General features: G+C 72.0%; 12 protein-coding genes and 2 pseudogenes. 6 read left to right on the top strand and 8 right to left on the bottom strand.

Going from position 1 to position 16,799, the window contains the following annotated elements:
- Positions 1-1,198, bottom strand: a 1,198-nt coding sequence (locus AB0M26_RS22760; protein ID WP_365263684.1) for a hypothetical protein, incomplete at its 3' end; no start/stop codon positions are given.
- Positions 1,158-2,324 (bottom strand): phosphatase PAP2 family protein, encoded by a 1,167-nt coding sequence (locus tag AB0M26_RS22755; RefSeq protein WP_365263648.1) that lies wholly within the window; start codon positions 2,322-2,324, stop codon positions 1,158-1,160. The genes AB0M26_RS22760 and AB0M26_RS22755, both read right to left, overlap by 41 nt.
- Positions 2,325-2,587: 263 nt before the next feature.
- On the opposite strand from AB0M26_RS22755, the gene AB0M26_RS22750 reads away from it, so the two are divergent.
- Complete coding sequence (locus tag AB0M26_RS22750) at positions 2,588-3,205, top strand: histidine phosphatase family protein (protein WP_365263647.1); 618 nt, start codon at positions 2,588-2,590, stop codon at positions 3,203-3,205.
- A gap of 180 nt (positions 3,206-3,385) precedes the next feature.
- On the opposite strand, the gene AB0M26_RS22745 is transcribed toward AB0M26_RS22750, so the two are convergent.
- A complete protein-coding gene (locus tag AB0M26_RS22745; protein ID WP_365263646.1) occupies positions 3,386-4,765 on the bottom strand; it encodes a tetratricopeptide repeat protein in 1,380 nt (459 codons plus the stop codon).
- Positions 4,766-5,059: 294 nt separating this feature from the next.
- Here AB0M26_RS22745 and AB0M26_RS22740 point away from each other — a divergent pair, with 294 nt between their 5' ends.
- The 4 genes and pseudogenes from AB0M26_RS22740 to AB0M26_RS22725 all read left to right on the top strand — a co-directional run bounded on the left by AB0M26_RS22740 (position 5,060) and on the right by AB0M26_RS22725 (position 9,910).
- Positions 5,060-5,530, top strand: a complete 471-nt coding sequence (locus AB0M26_RS22740; protein ID WP_365263645.1) for a hypothetical protein — start codon at positions 5,060-5,062, stop codon at positions 5,528-5,530.
- Between the two features lie 185 nt (positions 5,531-5,715).
- Positions 5,716-6,569, top strand: a pseudogene (locus AB0M26_RS22735) (fused MFS/spermidine synthase).
- Positions 6,570-7,137: 568 nt separating this feature from the next.
- Positions 7,138-8,565 (top strand): annotated as a pseudogene (locus AB0M26_RS22730) (HAMP domain-containing sensor histidine kinase).
- A gap of 235 nt (positions 8,566-8,800) precedes the next feature.
- A complete protein-coding gene (locus AB0M26_RS22725) occupies positions 8,801-9,910 on the top strand; it encodes a chitinase (protein WP_365263644.1) in 1,110 nt (369 codons plus the stop codon).
- A 107-nt stretch (positions 9,911-10,017) separates the two neighbouring features.
- Here the strand turns inward: AB0M26_RS22725 and AB0M26_RS22720 are convergent, their stop codons facing one another.
- The 4 genes from AB0M26_RS22720 to AB0M26_RS22705 all read right to left on the bottom strand — a co-directional run bounded on the left by AB0M26_RS22720 (position 10,018) and on the right by AB0M26_RS22705 (position 14,805).
- Positions 10,018-11,418, bottom strand: coding sequence for a GH1 family beta-glucosidase (locus tag AB0M26_RS22720; protein ID WP_365263643.1), 1,401 nt, complete (start codon positions 11,416-11,418; stop codon positions 10,018-10,020).
- 116 nt (positions 11,419-11,534) lie between these two features.
- Entirely contained in the window at positions 11,535-12,476 is a 942-nt protein-coding gene (locus AB0M26_RS22715) for a carbohydrate ABC transporter permease (protein ID WP_365263642.1), read from the bottom strand.
- On the bottom strand, positions 12,476-13,468 hold the full coding sequence (locus tag AB0M26_RS22710) for a sugar ABC transporter permease (RefSeq protein ID WP_365263641.1): 993 nt from the start codon (positions 13,466-13,468) through the stop codon (positions 12,476-12,478). The genes AB0M26_RS22715 and AB0M26_RS22710 overlap by 1 nt, the downstream gene beginning before the upstream one ends.
- 5 nt (positions 13,469-13,473) lie before the next feature.
- On the bottom strand, positions 13,474-14,805 hold the full coding sequence (locus tag AB0M26_RS22705) for an extracellular solute-binding protein (RefSeq protein WP_365263640.1): 1,332 nt from the start codon (positions 14,803-14,805) through the stop codon (positions 13,474-13,476).
- A gap of 258 nt (positions 14,806-15,063) precedes the next feature.
- Between AB0M26_RS22705 and AB0M26_RS22700 the strand changes: the two genes are divergently transcribed.
- Positions 15,064-16,107, top strand: a complete 1,044-nt coding sequence (locus AB0M26_RS22700; protein ID WP_365263683.1) for a LacI family DNA-binding transcriptional regulator — start codon at positions 15,064-15,066, stop codon at positions 16,105-16,107.
- A gap of 20 nt (positions 16,108-16,127) precedes the next feature.
- On the opposite strand, the gene AB0M26_RS22695 is transcribed toward AB0M26_RS22700, so the two are convergent.
- Entirely contained in the window at positions 16,128-16,568 is a 441-nt protein-coding gene (locus tag AB0M26_RS22695) for a VOC family protein (RefSeq protein ID WP_365263639.1), read from the bottom strand.
- Between the last annotated feature and the right edge of the window lie 231 nt (positions 16,569-16,799).

Below are 16,799 nucleotides of genomic sequence, written 5' to 3'. Positions count from 1 at the left end.
AGCGGCATGGTGCGCCTCCCTGCCCGGCAGCGGCGGACAGCGCCTCGGCCCGCAAAGCGGCGGCGCGGCGGAGGGCGGCGACCGTGGGGTCGTCGTCCTCCGCGTACGCGTCTCCGCCCTCGCCGTCCTCGCCGAAGGCAGCCGCGAGGACGGACCCGACGGTCCTCAGGCCGCCGAGTTCGCCGCGCGCCGAGCGGCCCACCGCCTCCACCGCACCGGACGCGCGCGCCCGGGCACGGCAGTGGAACGCCAGCTCGCAGGTGGCCAGGCACTCCGGCGCGTACGCCGCCGCGACCGCCTCCACGGCAGCGGTCAGCTCCTCGGCAGGCCGCGTCGGAGTCCTGCCGTCGTCGGCGAGGCGGAGGTCGAACGTGGTGCCCTCGGGCAGCGCCTCGGCGATCTCCTCGATCCGGGTCAGCCGCTCCAACTGCCGTCGGGTTACGGCCCGTTGTCTGCGGACGTCCACGGGCTCGGCCGTGGGCAGGTTGGAGAAGTCCTTGGGGCAGACCAACAGTACGGTGTGGTGTACGGGACCGCTGCCGTCCTCGCCGCGCCCCGCGACGCCGAGCTCCGAGGCCAGCTCCTCCAACGCCAGGACGTAGACGGCGGCCTGCCGCGCGGCGGCGCCCACCTTTGCCGCGTCGGCCGAACCGTCCACCACCGGGAACGACTTGACCTCCACGACCGTCCAGCGACCGTCCGGGTGCACCGCCACCGCGTCGGGCTCCAGGTACGCGGGCGAGCCCGCCACGTCGAGCACCACCATGGGATGGAACAGCAGCGCCCAGCGGCCCGCGCCGGTCGCCTCCTCAAGGGCCAGGCGCGTACGGGCCGTCCGGCCCTCGGGGCCCGCAGCCGTCAGATCGGGGACGGACACCTCCCCGGGCGACTCCTCCCCGTCGCCGAGGCTCGCGCACAGCAGGCGGATCAACTCGGCGCCGTCGTCCGCCCGGACGCGCGCCTCGAACGCATGCCCCCGGGCGAAGGCGAATTGGGACTGGCCGAAGCTCGTTGGTGCGCCGAGCGCGTGAGCGAGCGCCGCCTTGTCCACCCCCGCGCCGTCGAGCAGCGCACGGCGGCGGCATCCCGGGTTGGCGGCGAGTGCCGCGAGGGCGCGGGCGTCCAGCGGGTGCGGCGGCGCGGTGGGTCCGCGCAGCTCAGCGAGCCGCTGCCGGAGCGCCGTCACCGGCCGGGGCATGGCCTGCGGTGGCAGCGCCGACGGCGGTGACGGCGTCCTGGTGGCGGCCGCCGCGGCTCGGCTGTCGAGGGATCCGTTCACCTGCCGAAGTCTCGCATCCGTCACCGACAATCGTCGCGGTTCCCCTCTCGGCGGCCGGTGCGACGGCTGCTGCGACGGCCGGTGCGGTGGTCGATCCGGTGGTCGATCCAGTGGCCTTGGAGTCGGCCGCGGAGCCGGTCGCGGCGGGGGAGCCGGTGGCTTTCGAAGGGCCGGTGGCGGCCGAAGAGCCGTACGAACCCGGGGAGTCGGGGGAACCGGCGGGTCCGGAGGAGCGGCGGGCCCCGGAAGCAACGCGCCGACGGATCCGGTCCCGGGCCATGTCACCGAGCCGCAGCGCCGGTCGCGCCAGCAGCAGCCCGATCCCCATCACCGCCGCGCCGGCGACGGCGTCGAGGAAGTAGTGGTTCGCGGTGCCCATCACCACGATGGCGGTGATCAGGGGATAGGCGACACCGGCCGTCCTGGCGAGCGCAGACCTGCCGTGGCGCCAGAGCATCACCCCGCACCACAGGGCCCACCCCACATGGAGGCTCGGCATCGCCGCGTACTGGTTGGTGAACCCGCCGAGGCCGCGCGGCGCGCTCGCCTCGCCTCCCCACCAGCCGTACGAGCCGTACTGGGCCATGGTGTCCACAAAGCCGTAGCCCTCGGCGAGGAGCCGTGGCGGGCAGGTGGGGAGCAGGGTGAAGCCGACCAGGCCGATGAGGGTCGAGACCATCAGCCAGGTGCGGGCTATTCGGTAGTGCGACGCACGGCGCTTCCAGAGCCAGACGAGGATCGCCGGCGTGACGAGGTAGTGCAGCGTTGCGTACGCGAAGTCGGCGGGGACGCCCAGGGACGCGTACTCCGTGAAGAGACGGTTCAGCGGATGCTCCGCGTTGAGGTGCATCAGCTTCTCGATACGGAGTATGGCCAGACCGTGGTCGACGGCCAGCGCGGTGTCGCCCCGTGCCAGGAGACGCCCCGCCGAGTACGCGCAGTAGACCGCGACGATCAGCGACAGCTCGGCCCACCGGCGAGGAAGGATGCCGCGTGATCCTCCGGTGCTGTGCGCGGGCACGGGTGCGGGCGCGGTACGGGGCATCCGGACGCTCTCCAAGTGTTCAGGCGCCGAACAGGCGCGCGGTCAACCGTACGGTGTAAGCCGGATCCGGTACACACCGCCCCGGTGACGTCGCAGCACCGCGTTCGCCTGCTGTTCGGCCCCCGTTGGCGGGTGTGCGAGAAGGAAGACGCGGAGATCGCCCGCCGGGTTGTTCGCGAGGTGGTGAGCGATGATGGAAATCGACGCCGCAAAAGGTTCAAAGGCGTCGGTGCACCGCACGCTCGTCTAGTGAAGAGGTCCCCATGGCACCGCGCATCCTGCTGGTCCGGCACGGAAAGACGGAGTGGTCGGCGTCCGGGAGGCACACCGGCCGCACCGACATCCCCCTGCTGGACGAGGGCAGGCGTGGCGCCGAACTCCTCGGCGGGCGGCTCCACAAGGCGCCGTTCCACGGCCTGCCGGACGCGGAGATCCGTACGAGCCCGCTCTCCCGGGCCTCAGAGACCTGCGACCTGGCCGGGTTCGGGGACCGGGCCGAGCCGTGGGACGTACTGATGGAGTGGGACTACGGCGCGTACGAGGGCCTCACGCAGGCCCAGATCCAGGCGCAGCGGCCCGGGTGGTTCATCTGGCGGGACGGCGTACCGGAGGGCGAGACGCTCGACGACCTCGCGCGGCGGGCGGACGCGGTGGTGGAATGGGCGTGCTCGGCGGACCGTGACGTCCTGGTCTTCGCGCACGGGCACATCCTGAGGGCGCTGGCGGCGCGTTGGCTCGGCCGGCACGTGTCCTTCGCGGCGCGCATCATGCTGGACCCGACGTCGCTTTCGGTCCTGGGCTGGGCATACGGCGAGACGGCGCTGGAGCGCTGGAACGATCTCGGCCACATCGACCTCGCCGGTCAGGTCGCATCGCTCTGATGGGTGGCCCCGGGCGCCCTGCCGGGGGCGGGAGCGCGCCGAGGGAGCCGCGGGCGCCCTCGGCGCGCCGTTGCCGAAAGAGGCAGGTACCGCATACGAGTTGTTGTGCGCGGGCATCCGAGGTTGTGCACCTCATCGCCGTGGCGCGCGATTTCCGCAACGCGCCCCGTTCACCGAACTTCAGGCGTGCGCCGTTGCCGCGTGACACGCCAGGAAGTCGGCCACTGCGGCGGAGTCCGCATGGCGGCGTCGGAGGAACTCGGCCGTGGTGTCCAGCATCGCGCGGATGCGGGACGACTGGACCTGCTCGAGCAGCCGAAGCACCCGCCGTCCCGAGTGCGCCGCCTCGTCAGGCGCCCCGTCCCGGGCGAGATTCCCCGCCAGCTCGGCAGTGAACAGCGCGATGTTGCGCGCGAAATGGGAGTCCTGCAGGGCCACCGCGCGGCGCGCGTGATCGGCCGCGCGCCCCCACTCGCCGAGCGTCGACCAGCACTGTGCCTCCAGGCCTTCGAGTTCGGCCTCGCCGTAGAAGGACATCCACTCCGGGTCGTCGCCCGAAGGGCCCCGCCCGAAGAGCGCATGGGCCCGCAGCAGCGCCGCCTCGCACGCCGCGCGGTCACCGAGCCCCGCCCAGCCGCCCGCCTCGCGCAGCGCGAGCAGCGACATCAGGCGCGGCGAGGACAGATGACGCGCCGCGCGCTGCGCCGCCTGCGCGGCGCGTACGGCCTCGCGCGGCCGTCCGGCGTCGCGCGCCAGGAATGCCGTGTTGCAGAAGGCGTGTGCCTCGAGCGCCGCGTCGCCCGCCATGCGTGCCGTCGCGAGCGCCTCGCCGTAGTGGGAGCGGGCGTCGGCGAAGCGGCCCGAGTCATGAGCCAGCCAGCCCACGGAGATGGCGAGTTCACCGGCCCCGGCATGCAACCGGTCGGCGGTGGACTGGCGTTGGGTCCCCGCGTCGAGCAGGGCGTAGGCGGTGCGCAGCGGTTGGGCGGCCCGCCGGTAGAGTCCGTCCGCGCCGTGCCGGTCGTCGAGCAGGCGGATGCGGCGTACGGCCTCCTCGACCTCGGCGGCCTCGGATTCCCCGGCGCGCCGGGGCGGGCGGGAGAGGCCCAGCCCCAGGGATCCGGCGGCCAGGGCGGCGGCCGGGCCGCCGGTCATGAATGCGCGACGCAGCACGTCGCTCTCCTCGTGGGTGGTGACAGGGGGAAGTGGTTCGTTACGAGCCGCGGGCACCATGCCATACGCGCGGGCCCCCCGCCCGCGCACATCCTCGCGGGCGGCGAAGCCCATGTCCGCGAGAGTGCGGTCCGGGAACATGTGCCGGAACACACGCTCGTAGGCGTAGTTGGGGCACCGGATCTCCCCGGACTCCACGCGCCCGATGTAGCGGGCGTCGCAGGAGACCTGCTCCCCGATGTCGCGTGCCGCACGGCGTACGGCAGCGGCGAACTCTCCCGGGGACAGCGGGCCGCGCAGCTCCCGGAAGGCCGTGTTCCGCTGCGGCGCGGGGCGCGCGGCGGAGCCTCGCGAGGACCGTGACGAAGACGCAGACGGCATGGCCATGGCCGAGCCCTCTCCCTGGCGGTGCTCCGCCCCGGAACGGGGCGGGATCTCTGGGCCGCCGGTCCGTGCGCGACGGGACGGTCCGGACCGTCCGGAACGCCCGAACCGGCGAGGCAGACCGTACCTGTTGTGACACCGCCAATACCCAGGGTTTGGCTACAAACCGGATATCTCACCCACGATCCGCCATGAAGTGCCATCCTTTACGGCGGCGTGCCGCCGTAGCCGTTGACGCCGCTCCGCGTTGAACCCTGGAGAGGAGCGGCGGCGCTCCTCTCGGAGGAGGGGTTACTCGTGGTGGAGGCCGGCGTGGACATCAGTGGTTCGCAGACGACTGCCCAGCATCACCCCAGCCCGGACTTCAGCCGGGCGTCCGACGCCGCGGACGGATGCGATCTCGTGACCGTCCCGGCGCGTCAGGGCCTGGAGGCGGTCGACATCCTGCGGCGGGCCGTGGGCCCCGGAGCGCCTCCCGGAGGCGCGGACGCCGCCGAGTCCGGTGCCGTGGGCCCCGTGCTGCTCGACGGCGGAGGCGACACCCTGGGCTTCCTCGTGCCGCCCGGGACGGCCGACGCGTGGGACGTGCCCGGCAGCGCCTGTACCCAGACTTCCGGGCGCGGACTGCCGCTGGTCACCGAGGAGTCGGAGGGGGACGGCTGGCTGGTGCCGCCCGCCGGGGACAACTCCGTCACCGACCCGGAGGTGCTCCGGGCCGCCCTGGGCGAGGCCGCCCGCCTGATCGAAGCCGCCGACGGCTGTCGCTGAGCCGGTCCCTGGGCCGGTCCCTGAGCCGGTCCCTGAGCCGGTCCCTGGGCCGGTCACTGTGCCCCTCACTGAGCCGGTCGCTCTGTCGGCCCCCACGGCCGGTCGCTCTGTCGGCCCCCGGCCTGCGGAACCGCGATGCCGGACGTCCGTACAGCCCTTGGGACGCCCGCCGCGATACTGGAGGCATGGCAAAGGGCAGACGGCGCGGTGCCGAGACGGTCCGCGAGGAGGTGGACGGTGGCGCCGCCGAGCTCGTCCCCGACCCCGACCGGCCGCGCGCTCGCACCCTGCTGATCGACGGTGCCCCGCAGTCCCACGTGGACCTCGACGACCCGGCGTACCTCGACTTCGCGTACCAGCGCAGGCTGGGCCACATCGCCGATCTGGCCGCGCCGCCCGGCCGGCCCCTTCAGGCCCTGCATCTGGGAGGCGGCGCTTTCACCCTCGCGCGGTACATCGCGTCGACGCGGCCCCGTTCCACCCAGCAGGTCGTCGAACTCGACGCCCGGCTCGTCCGGTTCGTACGCCGAGAGCTGCCACTGGAGAGCGGATGGCGGATCCGGGTCAGGGATGGGGACGCGCGCGCCGGGCTGGCCAAGGTATCGGACGGCTGGGCGGACCTGATCATTCTGGACGTGTTCGGCGGGGCCCGTACACCCGCGCATCTGACGAGCACGGAGTTCACGGCCGAGGTGCGCAGGCCCTGCGGCCGGGAGGCTTCTACGCCGCGAACCTCGCCGACGGGCCCCCGCTGGCCCATCTGCGCGCCCAGAACGCCACCGTGGGGACGCTGTTCCCCGAGCTGTGCGCGGTGGCCGACCCGGCGGTGCTGCGCGGGCGGCGGTTCGGCAACGCCGTGCTGCTCGCCTCGGACGCCGCGCTGCCGGTCGCCGACCTGATGCGCCGGGCCGCGGGGGACCCCGAACTGGGGCGGGTGGAGCACGGGAAGGCGCTGTCCGACTTCACCGGCGGCGCGGTGCCGGTCCGCGACGCGGTGGCGCGGCCATCCCCCGCGCCACCGGACGACGCCTTCGGGTGACCGGCATCGCACGCCCCGGACTCGCCCGCTGAGTGCACGACATACCCGGAACGAATCCGTCCGGGCGAGACCCGGCCCCACGTACGCAACCCCGAGTCACGCGACCCGCCGCGTACACGTCCCCGCGCACGGGACCTCGCCCCATCGGCCAGGTGTACGGGACCGTAACGCAGCGTCCCCGCGTACGGGCTCGACCCATCGGCCCGGCGTACGCGACCGCAACCCAGCGTCCCCGCGTAGGGGATTCGGCCGTACGTCCCCGCGTAGGGGACCTTGATCCAGCGGCCCGGCGCAGGGGATCCGGCCCTGCGGCCCCGCATAAGGGACCGAGACCCAGCGGCCCGGCGTACGCGACCTCGACCCAGCGGCCCCGCGTACGCGACCTCGACCCAGCGGCCCCGCGTACGGGATCGCAACCCAGCGTCCCGCCTGCGGGATCCGGCCGGGCGGCCCCGTCCACGGGACCGCCGCCGGCGTGGCTGCGTTCCGGCTACTCGTCCACGACCTGGACGGTCGGCGGGTGGCCGTTCCATGTGCAGAAGACTCACCCGGATCCACTCCCACCGCCATGGTCGTGGTGGCCTTCGCCGTCCCGCTCGGACTCGTCGTCAAGGAGATGGCACGCGACCGGGCCTTCTCCAACGCCGAGCGTCAGGCCGCGACGCTCGGCCCGGCCCTGGCCATCACCACCGACCGCAGACCTCTGCAGCGCGCCGTCGCCAGTACGGAACTGTGGGCGGAGGGCCGTATGGCAGTCCACGTCCCCGCCGACGGGCAGAGGCGCGGCGGCAAGAACTCGCCCGGGCCGCGCGGCCCCGCCGGGCCGGGGGACGGGGCCGCCGTGGAGATCGGCAAGCGGCGTGTCAGCGACGCCGATCTCGCGACCGTGACGCGTATGGGCCGCGCCTCGATCTCGCCGGTGCCCGGTGGATACGCACTGCTCCGGCCCACCGCCATCAGCTCAGGACAGGTCGCCGTGGTCGAGGTGTTCGTGCCCGACAGCGAGGTCACCAACGGCGTCGCCACCGCCTGGGCCGTCCTCGCCGCGGTCGGCCTCGCCCTGATCGTCGGCTCCGTCGCCATCGCCGACCGGCTGGGCATCCGTATGGTGCGGCCGGCGGAGGAACTCGCAGGCGCCGCACACGACTTGGGCGAGGGCCGGCTCGCCGCACGCGTCCCGGAGAGGGGCCCCGCCGAGCTCCGGGCCGCCGCCGTCGCCTTCAATTCCATGGCCGACCAGGTGGTCCAACTGCTGGCCAACGAGCGGGAGCTGGCCGCCGACCTCTCCCACAGGCTGCGCACCCCGCTGACCGTGCTGCGGCTCAACGCCGCCTCCTGGGCGACAGCGCCGCGGCCGAGCAGACCCGGACCGCCGTTGCCCGGCTCGAGGGCGAGGTCGACCGGATCATCCGCACCGCTCGCGAGCAGAAGCCGCAGACACAGGGGCCATTGGGCTCCGGTGCCGGCTGCGACGCGTCCGAGGTGATCCGCGAGCGCATGGGCTTCTGGTCCGCGCTCGCCGAGGACGAGGGCCGGAGGGTCCGGACGGCCGGGTCGAACGGCCCGCGCGCGTTCCCGTGGCCCGCCCCGAACTCGCCGCCGTCCTCGACGCGATGCTCGGCAACGTCTTCCGGCACACCCCCGAGGGCACCCCCTTCTCGGTGGATGTGCACAACGGTGAGGACGCGGTGATCGTGCTCGTCTCGGACGCGGGCCCGGAATCGAGGACCCGGACGCGGCGCTGCGGCGCGGGCAGGGCGACGGCGGCCCCGGCTCGACCGGCCTCGGGCTCGACATCGTCCGCCGGGTTGCCGAGTCCACCGTCGGTGACGTACGGATCGGGTCTTCGGTGCTCGGCGGTACGGAGGTACGGGTCCGGCTCGGGCTCGACGGCCGGAGCGGTGTGCTCCCGGGCGGCCGGGGACACCGCGTCGTCCGGCGCAGGCGGGGGCGGAAGGCCGAGGACCTCAAGTCCGGCCGGAACAAGCCCGGGTAGGAAGTCCGGACATATCGAGCCCGGGTAGGAAGGCCGGCCATAACAAGCCCGGGTAGGAAGGCCGACCGTAACCAGCCCGGGTGGGCACGACGGCGCAATGCCGGGCGGGCCGTGAGAAGACCCACCTCGGTCTGTAAGAAGTCTCACCTCCCCACCGGTCCCGACTCTGTTCCGTTCGTACGGGCGTTAGCGTGCTCGTACAGCAGCCAAGGACGCGGAATGGAGCCACAACGTCATGAGCAGGGCGCGCCCGCGCGGGACGAGCCGTGCGGCCGTAGCGGTCGGCGCGATCGTCACCGCCGCCGTCGTCGCGGGCGGGGGCGTGCACCTGCTGACCGGCACGGACGACAAGGATGCGCACCGGCCGTCCGCCACGCCCCGCACGCCGCCGTCCGGCCGGGAGCGCCCCTCCGGACCCTCGCCCACCGGGACGAAGGACCCGCGCCCGGCATCAGCGCGCTTCGCCCCGTACGTGGACAGCACGCTCTCCCCGCCCTACGACATGGTCGACACGGCCACGAAGACCGGGGTGAAGGAGTTCAATCTCGCCTTCATCAGCCCCGGTGCCGCGTGCACGCCGAAGTGGGGCGGCAAGTCCGCCCTGGCCGACAACGCCGTGGCCGGCCGGATCGAGGCGCTGCGCGCGAAGGGCGGGGACGTGAGGGTGTCGTTCGGCGGCCAGGGTGGATCGGAACTGGCCAGATCCTGCCGGTCGGTCAGCCGGCTCGCGGATGCCTACGGCAGGATCATCGACACTTACCGGCTCACCAAGATCGACTTCGATGTCGAGCGGGACGCGCTGACCGACACGGCGGCTAACACCCGCCGTGCGCGGGCCGTCGCCCGGCTCCAGAAGGACCATCCCGACCTCCAGGTGTCGTACACCCTGCCGGTGATGCCGGCCGGGCTGAACCCGAGGGCCCTCGACCTGCTCACCGACGCCAGGAAGAACGGCGTGCGGATCTCCGCCGTGAACATCATGGCGATGGACTACGGGACGTCCTTCGGCGACGACATGGGCCTCTACGCGATCCAGGCGGCCACCTCCACGCAGAAGCAGCTGCGGAGCGCGCTGGGGCTGTCGGACGCCGCGGCGTGGAAGACCCTCGCGGTCACCCCCATGATCGGGCTCAACGACGTCACGACCGAGACGTTCACGCTGGACGACGCCAAGGAACTGGTGGCGTTCGCGGAGTCCAAGGACCTGGCGTGGCTCTCGATGTGGTCCTCCACGCGCGACAAGCCGTGCCCCGGAGGCCGTGCGAAGTCGGCCCGGGCGACATGCAGTTCGGTCCTCGAGGACGAGCTCGCGTACACCCGGGCCCTTGGTGCGTACAACGACTGAACCCATCCGCCCCGGATTCCGTCTTTCGCACTGCCACCCCCCACGCGCGCCCCGGACCGGAGACCCCCTCCGGCCGGGGCGTGCTCCGCTGGAGCCGATGCCGCGGCCTAGGCGGGAGGCAGCACCCCCGTGCGGGCCACGTCGGCGTACCAGCGGGCGCTGGACTTCGGCGTACGGGCCTGGGTCGCGTAGTCGACGTGGACGGCGCCGAATCGCTTCTCGTAACCGTACGCCCACTCGAAGTTGTCCAGGAAGGACCACAGGAAGTAGCCGCGGAGGTCGGCGCCGTCGGCGATGGCGCGGTGGGCGGCGGACAGATGGGCGTGGAGATAGGCGATCCGCTCCGGGTCTTGGACCACGCCGTCGGCGTCGGGCTTGTCCTCGTACGCGGCGCCGTTCTCGGTGATGAGAAGGGGCAGCCGCGGGACTTCGCGGGTGAACCGCATGAGCAGGTCGTACAGCCCGGTCGGGTCGACGGACCACTCCATGGCGGTGAGGTCGCCGGGCGGCTGGTGGAAGGCGACCCGATCGGCACCGGGCCAGGGGGAGTGCTCGCTGGCACCGTGGCCGTCCCTGCGCGGAGGCTCGCTGTCAGTGGCCGCTGATACTACTGTCGGCGTGTAGTAGTTGATGCCCAGCGCGTCCAGGGGGTGCTTGATGATGGTCAGGTCGAAGTCGCGGACGAAGTCCCAGTCGGTGATGTGCGCGGTGTCCTCGAAGAGGTCCGCCGGGTACTGCCCGTGGAGCATGGGGTCGGTGAAGATACGGGTCGCGAGGGCGTCGATCCGTCGCGCTGCGTCGCGGTCCTCGGCGGACGGGGTCAGGGGCCGTACCGCACCGGGATTGAGGCTGACCGCCACACGGGCGCGGGCGGGCAGCGCCCCGCGCAGTGCCTGGGCGCCGAGTCCGTGCGCGAGGTTGAGGTGGTGTGCCGAGCGCAGGGCGGCGACGGGGTCGGTGCGGCCGGGGGCGTGCACGCCCGAGCCGTAGCCGAGAAAGGCGCTGCACCAGGGCTCGTTGAGGGTGCTCCACATCTCGACGCGGTCGCCGAGCGCGTCGGCGACGAGGCGTGCGTAGTCGGCGAACCGGTAGGCGGTGTCCCGCTCCGGCCAGCCGCCGGCAGCCTCCAGTTCCTGCGGCAGGTCCCAGTGGTAGAGGGTGAGCAGCGGTGTGATGCCGTGGGCCAGGAGTTCGTCGGCGAGCGCGCGGTAGAAGTCCAGCCCGCGCTGGACGGCGGGGCCGCGGCCGGTCGGCTGCACTCGTGGCCAGGAGACGGAGAAGCGGTAGGCGCCGAGCCCGAGTTCCGCCATGAGACGGACGTCCTCGCGGTAGCGGTGGTAGTGGTCGACGGCGACGTCACCGGTGTCGCCCCCGGCCACCTTGCCGGGGGTGTGGCTGAAGGTGTCCCAGATGGAGCGAGTGCGGCCGTCCTCCTGCGCTGCTCCCTCGATCTGGTACGCGGCGGTCGCCGCGCCCCAGAGGAAGCCGGGCGGAAAGCTTGCGGTCATGTGAGCGCTCCCATGGTCGGCAGTGCGGGATGAGGTGGCAGGGGGTGGCTCGGTGCGGGGGAGGTGGGGGTGGGTGGGGGGAAGGGGGGAGGGGACGGCGGCGCCGAAAACGCGAGTCAGCCCTTGATCGCGCCGTTCATGATCCCTCCCACGATCTGCTTGCCGAAGACCGTGAACGCCAGCAGCAGGGGCAGGGTGCCGAGCAGCGCCCCCGCCATGATCACCGACTGGTCGGGGATGTAGCCGCGGCCGAGTCCCGTCAGCGCGACCTGCACCGTCGGGTTGTCCTGGGTCAGCGCGATGATCGGCCAGAAGAAGTCGTTCCACGCCTGGACGAAGGTCAGCATGGCCAGTACCGCCATCGCGGGCCGGGCGACGGGGAAGACCACGTGCCACACGATGCGCAGACTGCTCGCGCCGTCCACGCGCGCGGCCTCGATCAGCTCGGTCGGCAGCGCCTCGGTCAGGTACTGCCGCATGAAGAACACCCCGAACGCGCTGACCAGCGTCGGCAGGATCACCGCCTGGAGCTGGTTCGTCCACTCCAGTTCGGCGACGGTCATGAACAGCGGCACCACACTGAGCTGCGGCGGCACCATCATGGTGGCGATCGTGAGCATCAGCAGTACGTTCCTGAGCCGGAAGCGGAGCTTGGCGAAGGCGAATCCGGCCACGGTCGAGAACAGCACCGTGCCGATCGTGATCGTCCCGGCCACGATCGTCGTATTGAGCAGCGCCAGGCCCATGTTGGCGTCGGTCCAGGCGGTCTCCAGGTTCTGCAGGAGCCGGCCGCCGAACCAGAACGGCGGAGGCGTCTGGGCCAGCCGTGAGTTGGTGCGCGAGGCGGCGACCGCAGTCCACAGCAGCGGGAAGAGCGAGCCGACCGTGAAGACGACCAGCACGGCGTAGGTGATCCTGCCGCCGTGGAGCTGCCGCCCGGCCGTACCGGCGCGACCCGCCCTCCGTACGCGACCGCTCCGATCCCGCCCTCCGGGTGCGCCGGACACCTTCCTCCCGTCCGCTCCTCGCGCCTCGTCCGCGACGACCGTCGTCGTCATCACGCCTCCTCACGGTTCCTGCGCACTGCCCGGACCACGGCGAAGTAGAGCGGGAAGACCAGCAGCAGGATCAGGAACATCGTCCAGGCGATGGCGGCGGCCCGGCCGAGGTGGAAGTTGAACCAGCCCTGCTCGTACATGTAGAGCCCCAGGGTCTGGAACTGGTGCGCGGCGCCGCCCTTCTGCCCGCCCGCCCCGCCGAAGAGCAGCGGCTCCCCGAAGAGCTGGGTGGCCCCGATCGTGGAGACGACGATGGTGAAGAGGATCGTCGGCCGCAGCGACGGGATCGTCACATGCATGAACTGCTGCCACCGGGAGGCCCCGTCCAGCGCGGCCGACTCGTAGAGATCGCTCGGCACGGCCTGCATGGCGGCCAGATAGATCAGCGCGTTGTAGCCCGTCCAGCGCCAGATCACGATCGATGACACCGCGATCTGTGAGCTCCAGTTGCCGTTCTGCCAGTCGATCGTGTCGCTCCCGGCCAGTCCCAGCGCCCAGTTGACCATCCCGTAGTCGCGCCCGAAGAGCAGTACGAACACCAAGGTCGCCGCGGCCACCGACGTCGCGTACGGGGTGAGCATCGCGACCCGGAAGAACATCGAGCCGCGCAGCCGGTAGTTGAGGAGGTGCGCGATGCCCAGCGCCATCATCAGCTGCGGGACGGTGGAGATCACCCCGATCGTGAAGGTGTTCCGCAACGCGTTCCAGAAGAACTCGTCCTCCATGAGCCGGGTGTAGTTGTGCAGCCCGGCCCACTCCATGTGCGTGGGGTCGTGCAGCGAGACCCGGTGGAGCGATGACCAGCCGGTGTAGAGCAGCGGGAAGAGGCCGAACGCGGTGAAGAAGAGGAAGAACGGTGCGACGAAGGCGTACGGGCTCCACCGCACGTCCCGGCGGTAGCGGCGGCTGCGCCGCTCCGCGGCCCTGCGCGCGCCGGAAGCCGCGCCCCCCTCCACCACGGGGGGCGCGACCGTGTCCGGCTGGACGGCCATGGGCGTCACTGGTCCAGCGCGTTGTCGATGTTCTTCATCGCCGCATTCCATCCCTGGCGTGGCGACTTGCCCTGCTGTTCGACCTGGAGGATGCCGATGTCGGTGAAGGCGGTCTGGATGGCCTGGTCCTTCTCGCCCACGACCAGCGTCGGGATGCCTTCGGCGGCGTCGGCGAAGATCTTGCCGATGGGTGCGTCGTCGAAGTACGCGTGCTTGGCACCGGCCACCTCCGGGAGGTCGTAGGCCGCCCGTGAGCTGGGGAAGCTGGCCTGCTTCTCGAAGAGTTTGGCCTGCTGCTCGGGGGCGGTCAGCCAGGCGGCGAGCTTCACGGCCTCGTCCTTGTGCTTCGCCGCTTCGGGCACGGAGAGGAACGAGCCGCCCCAGTTCGCGGGCTTGGGCGCGGGCGCGACGTCCCACCGGTCCTTGGCCGCCTTCCCGGCCTTCTCCTTGATGTAGCCGAGCATCCAGGGTGGGCAGGAGACGGTGGCGAAGCGGCCGTTGGCGTACGCCTGGTCCCAGGTCTTGTCGAACTGCTTGAGCTTGGCCGTCATCTTCCCCTCGATGACGTCCATCGCCAGGCGCCAGGCTTCCTTCACGGCGGGGCTCTTCTTGTGGATGAGCTTCCCGCTGCTGTCGTAGTAGCGCTCGGCGTTGCTGTTGATCGCGGCGTTGTAGACGCCACCTGCGGCGTCGACGAAGACCGTGCCTTTGGGGGCATGGGCCATGTAGTCCTCACCGGTGTCCACGTACTTCTGCCAGTCGCCCGCCCACAGCTTGCCGACCTCGTCGCGGTCCGTCGGCAGCCCGGCCTTCTTGAACAGGTCCTTGCGGTAGCAGATGGCCATCGGGCCGATGTCGGTGCCGAGCCCGATGGTCTTGCCGTCCTCGGCGGTGGCCTGGGCCCACTTCCACGGCACGAAGCTGTCCTTGTCGACGCCTTTGGCCCGGCCCAGGTCCACGAACTTGTCCGCGTGGCGTCGCGCGACCTCCGCGATGTTGCCGACCTCGACCGCCTGGATGTCCTGCAGCCCGCTCCCGGTGCCGAGGTGGGTCAGCAGCTGCGGATAGTACTGGTCGACCCGCTCGATCGACGTCTCCTTGATCGTGACGCCCGGGTTCAACTTCTCGTACTCGTCGTAGAGCCCGGCCTGCTTGTAGCCGAAGACGCCGAAGACTCCGATCGTGACGGTGGTCCCGGCTTTGCCGTCCTTGCCGACCGGGCTCGCGGTGCCGGACTCCTCGCTGTCGTCGGCGCAGCCCGCGAGCAGGCCGGCGCCCAGTGCGGCGACGGCCGCGAGGGCCACCGACCGGTGTGGTGTGCGGGACTTTGAGCGCATTGCGTACTCCTCTGCACTGACGTACCGCTCCCGGCCAAGGGGGTTGCGACAGGGGAAGTGGTGCTGCGGGCACGGGCGTGGAACGTACGGGATATGTAGGACTCCGGTACCTTGGGAGCGCTCCCAGACGTGATGTGTTGAAGGGTTACGGCTCCCCGGTGGGGTGTCAAGGCCGCGGACACGAGCAACTCGTGGCAGTCGAAATGATGTTCAATGACACGGCGGCACCCGATACGGGACGCATGGCTGGAGGCGCACATGGCGGGGACCGGACGACGCGGTGGCGGGCGCCCCGGCGGCAGGCCCACCCTCGAGGAGGTGGCCGCACGGGCGGGGGTCGGCCGCGGCACCGTCTCGCGGGTGATCAATGGTTCGCCCAGGGTCAGCGCCCGGACCCGCGCGGCCGTCGAAGAGGCCGTCGCAGAGCTCGGCTACACCCCGAACCGGGCGGCACGGGCGCTCGCGGGCAACCGCGCCGACGCGGTCGCCCTCGTCATCCCCGAGCCGGAGACCCGCGTCTTCGCCGAACCGTACTTCTCCGACGTCATACGGGGCGTCGGCGCAGAACTGGCCGACACCGAGCTGCAGTTGCTGCTCATCCTCATCCGTACGCCCAAGGAGCGGCAGCGCCTCGCCCAGTACCTGAGCGGACACCGTGTGGACGGCGTACTGCTCGTCTCTGTGCACGCCGACGACCCGCTGCCCGATCTGCTGGAGGAGATCGAGATGCCCGCGGTCCTCGGTGGCCGCCGCACGGCCGGGGAGCCCGTCGCGTACGTCGATTCGGACAACACCGGGGGAGCCCGTGCCGCCGTGGAGCATCTGCTCGCGGGCGGCCGGCGCAGGATCGGCACGATCGCGGGACCGCACGACATGCACGCGGCCCGGTGCCGCCTCGACGGCTACCGCGCGGCGCTCGCCGCGGCGGGGCTGCCGGAGGACGACGCGCTGGTGGTGGCGGCCGACTTCACGGAGGGCGGCGGGCGGCGGGCCATGCGGGAGCTGCTGGACCGGGAGCCGGGGCCGGACGCGGTCTTCGCGGCGTCGGACGTGATGGCGGCGGGCGCCCGCCAAGTGCTGCGCGAGGCCGGGCGCAGGGTGCCGGACGACATCGCTCTCGTCGGCTTCGACGACTCCCCGATCGCCCGCCACATGGATCCGCCCCTGACCAGCGTGCGCCAGCCGATCGAGGAGATGGGCCGGGCGATGGCCCGTGTCCTGCTGGAGGAGATCACCGAACGCGGCCCCGGTCGGCCGCAGTTGGTCCTGCCGACGGAGCTGGTGGTCCGTAAGTCGTCCTGAGGCTTCGTTCTTCAACCCCCTCAGCGGTCGCCTTCCGGACGGTGGGCGGCCAGGTACGACGGCTCGAACTCGCCGACCTCGATGAGATGGCCGTCCGGGTCGGTCATGAAGCAACGCCGCTCCTGCGGACGTTGGACGGGCGGCGTGAGGAAGCGCGCGCCCCGCTCGGTGAAGGTCCGGTAGGCGGTGTCGATGTCCGCCACGCGCACATTCAGAATGCTGGAGAACTCCCGGTGGTTCTCCGGCGGAACGGCCACCACCTCCGGTTTGTCCGGCGTCGGCCCGCCGCCCGTGTTGAGGATCAGCCAGGTCCCGTACAACCGCAGCATCACGGGGTCCTTCTCCCTCACCACCTCGGCGTCGAAGACGCGCTTGTAGAAGGCGCGGGAGGCGTCCTGGTCGCGCACGATGAGCAAATGGGCGACCAGGGCGCCCTGGCTGGGATGGGGAAAGGACTCCATGGGGTGCCTCCTGCTCTTGCGCGGGGCGCGGCCGCCCCGTCGATCGTCTCCGTGTCACGCCGGGCTCGTGGCGGCGCACCACGATCGTCGGGGGCCCGGTGGTGATACGGGCCGCGGACGGGGTGGATCAGTCGCGACCGGTATCGAATGTGTCGCCTCTCGAAAGCGGTCGCGTGGAGGGACCTCTCGAATGGGTCAGGGCGGGAGGATGGGAGCGTCGCCGTCCGGCCG

Source organism: Streptomyces sp. NPDC051776 (genome assembly GCF_040681345.1).
Classification (GTDB): domain Bacteria; phylum Actinomycetota; class Actinomycetes; order Streptomycetales; family Streptomycetaceae; genus Streptomyces.
Note: the sequence above shows the minus strand (reverse complement) of the source record. Positions and strands in the feature narration are given on the sequence as shown.

Excerpts from the sequence above, each read along its gene's own strand:
- AB0M26_RS22725 (WP_365263644.1), top strand. The coding sequence starts at position 8,801 with ATGAGCAGGGCGCGCCCGCGCGGGACGAGCCGTGCGGCCGTAGCGGTC.
- AB0M26_RS22710 (WP_365263641.1), bottom strand. The coding sequence starts at position 13,468 with ATGGCCGTCCAGCCGGACACGGTCGCGCCCCCCGTGGTGGAGGGGGGC.
- AB0M26_RS22700 (WP_365263683.1), top strand. The coding sequence starts at position 15,064 with ATGGCGGGGACCGGACGACGCGGTGGCGGGCGCCCCGGCGGCAGGCCC.
- AB0M26_RS22720 (WP_365263643.1), bottom strand. The coding sequence starts at position 11,418 with ATGACCGCAAGCTTTCCGCCCGGCTTCCTCTGGGGCGCGGCGACCGCC.
- AB0M26_RS22750 (WP_365263647.1), top strand. The coding sequence starts at position 2,588 with ATGGCACCGCGCATCCTGCTGGTCCGGCACGGAAAGACGGAGTGGTCG.
- AB0M26_RS22695 (WP_365263639.1), bottom strand. The coding sequence starts at position 16,568 with ATGGAGTCCTTTCCCCATCCCAGCCAGGGCGCCCTGGTCGCCCATTTG.
- AB0M26_RS22745 (WP_365263646.1), bottom strand. The coding sequence starts at position 4,765 with ATGGCCATGCCGTCTGCGTCTTCGTCACGGTCCTCGCGAGGCTCCGCC.
- AB0M26_RS22755 (WP_365263648.1), bottom strand. The coding sequence starts at position 2,324 with ATGCCCCGTACCGCGCCCGCACCCGTGCCCGCGCACAGCACCGGAGGA.
- AB0M26_RS22705 (WP_365263640.1), bottom strand. The coding sequence starts at position 14,805 with ATGCGCTCAAAGTCCCGCACACCACACCGGTCGGTGGCCCTCGCGGCC.
- AB0M26_RS22715 (WP_365263642.1), bottom strand. The coding sequence starts at position 12,476 with ATGACGACGACGGTCGTCGCGGACGAGGCGCGAGGAGCGGACGGGAGG.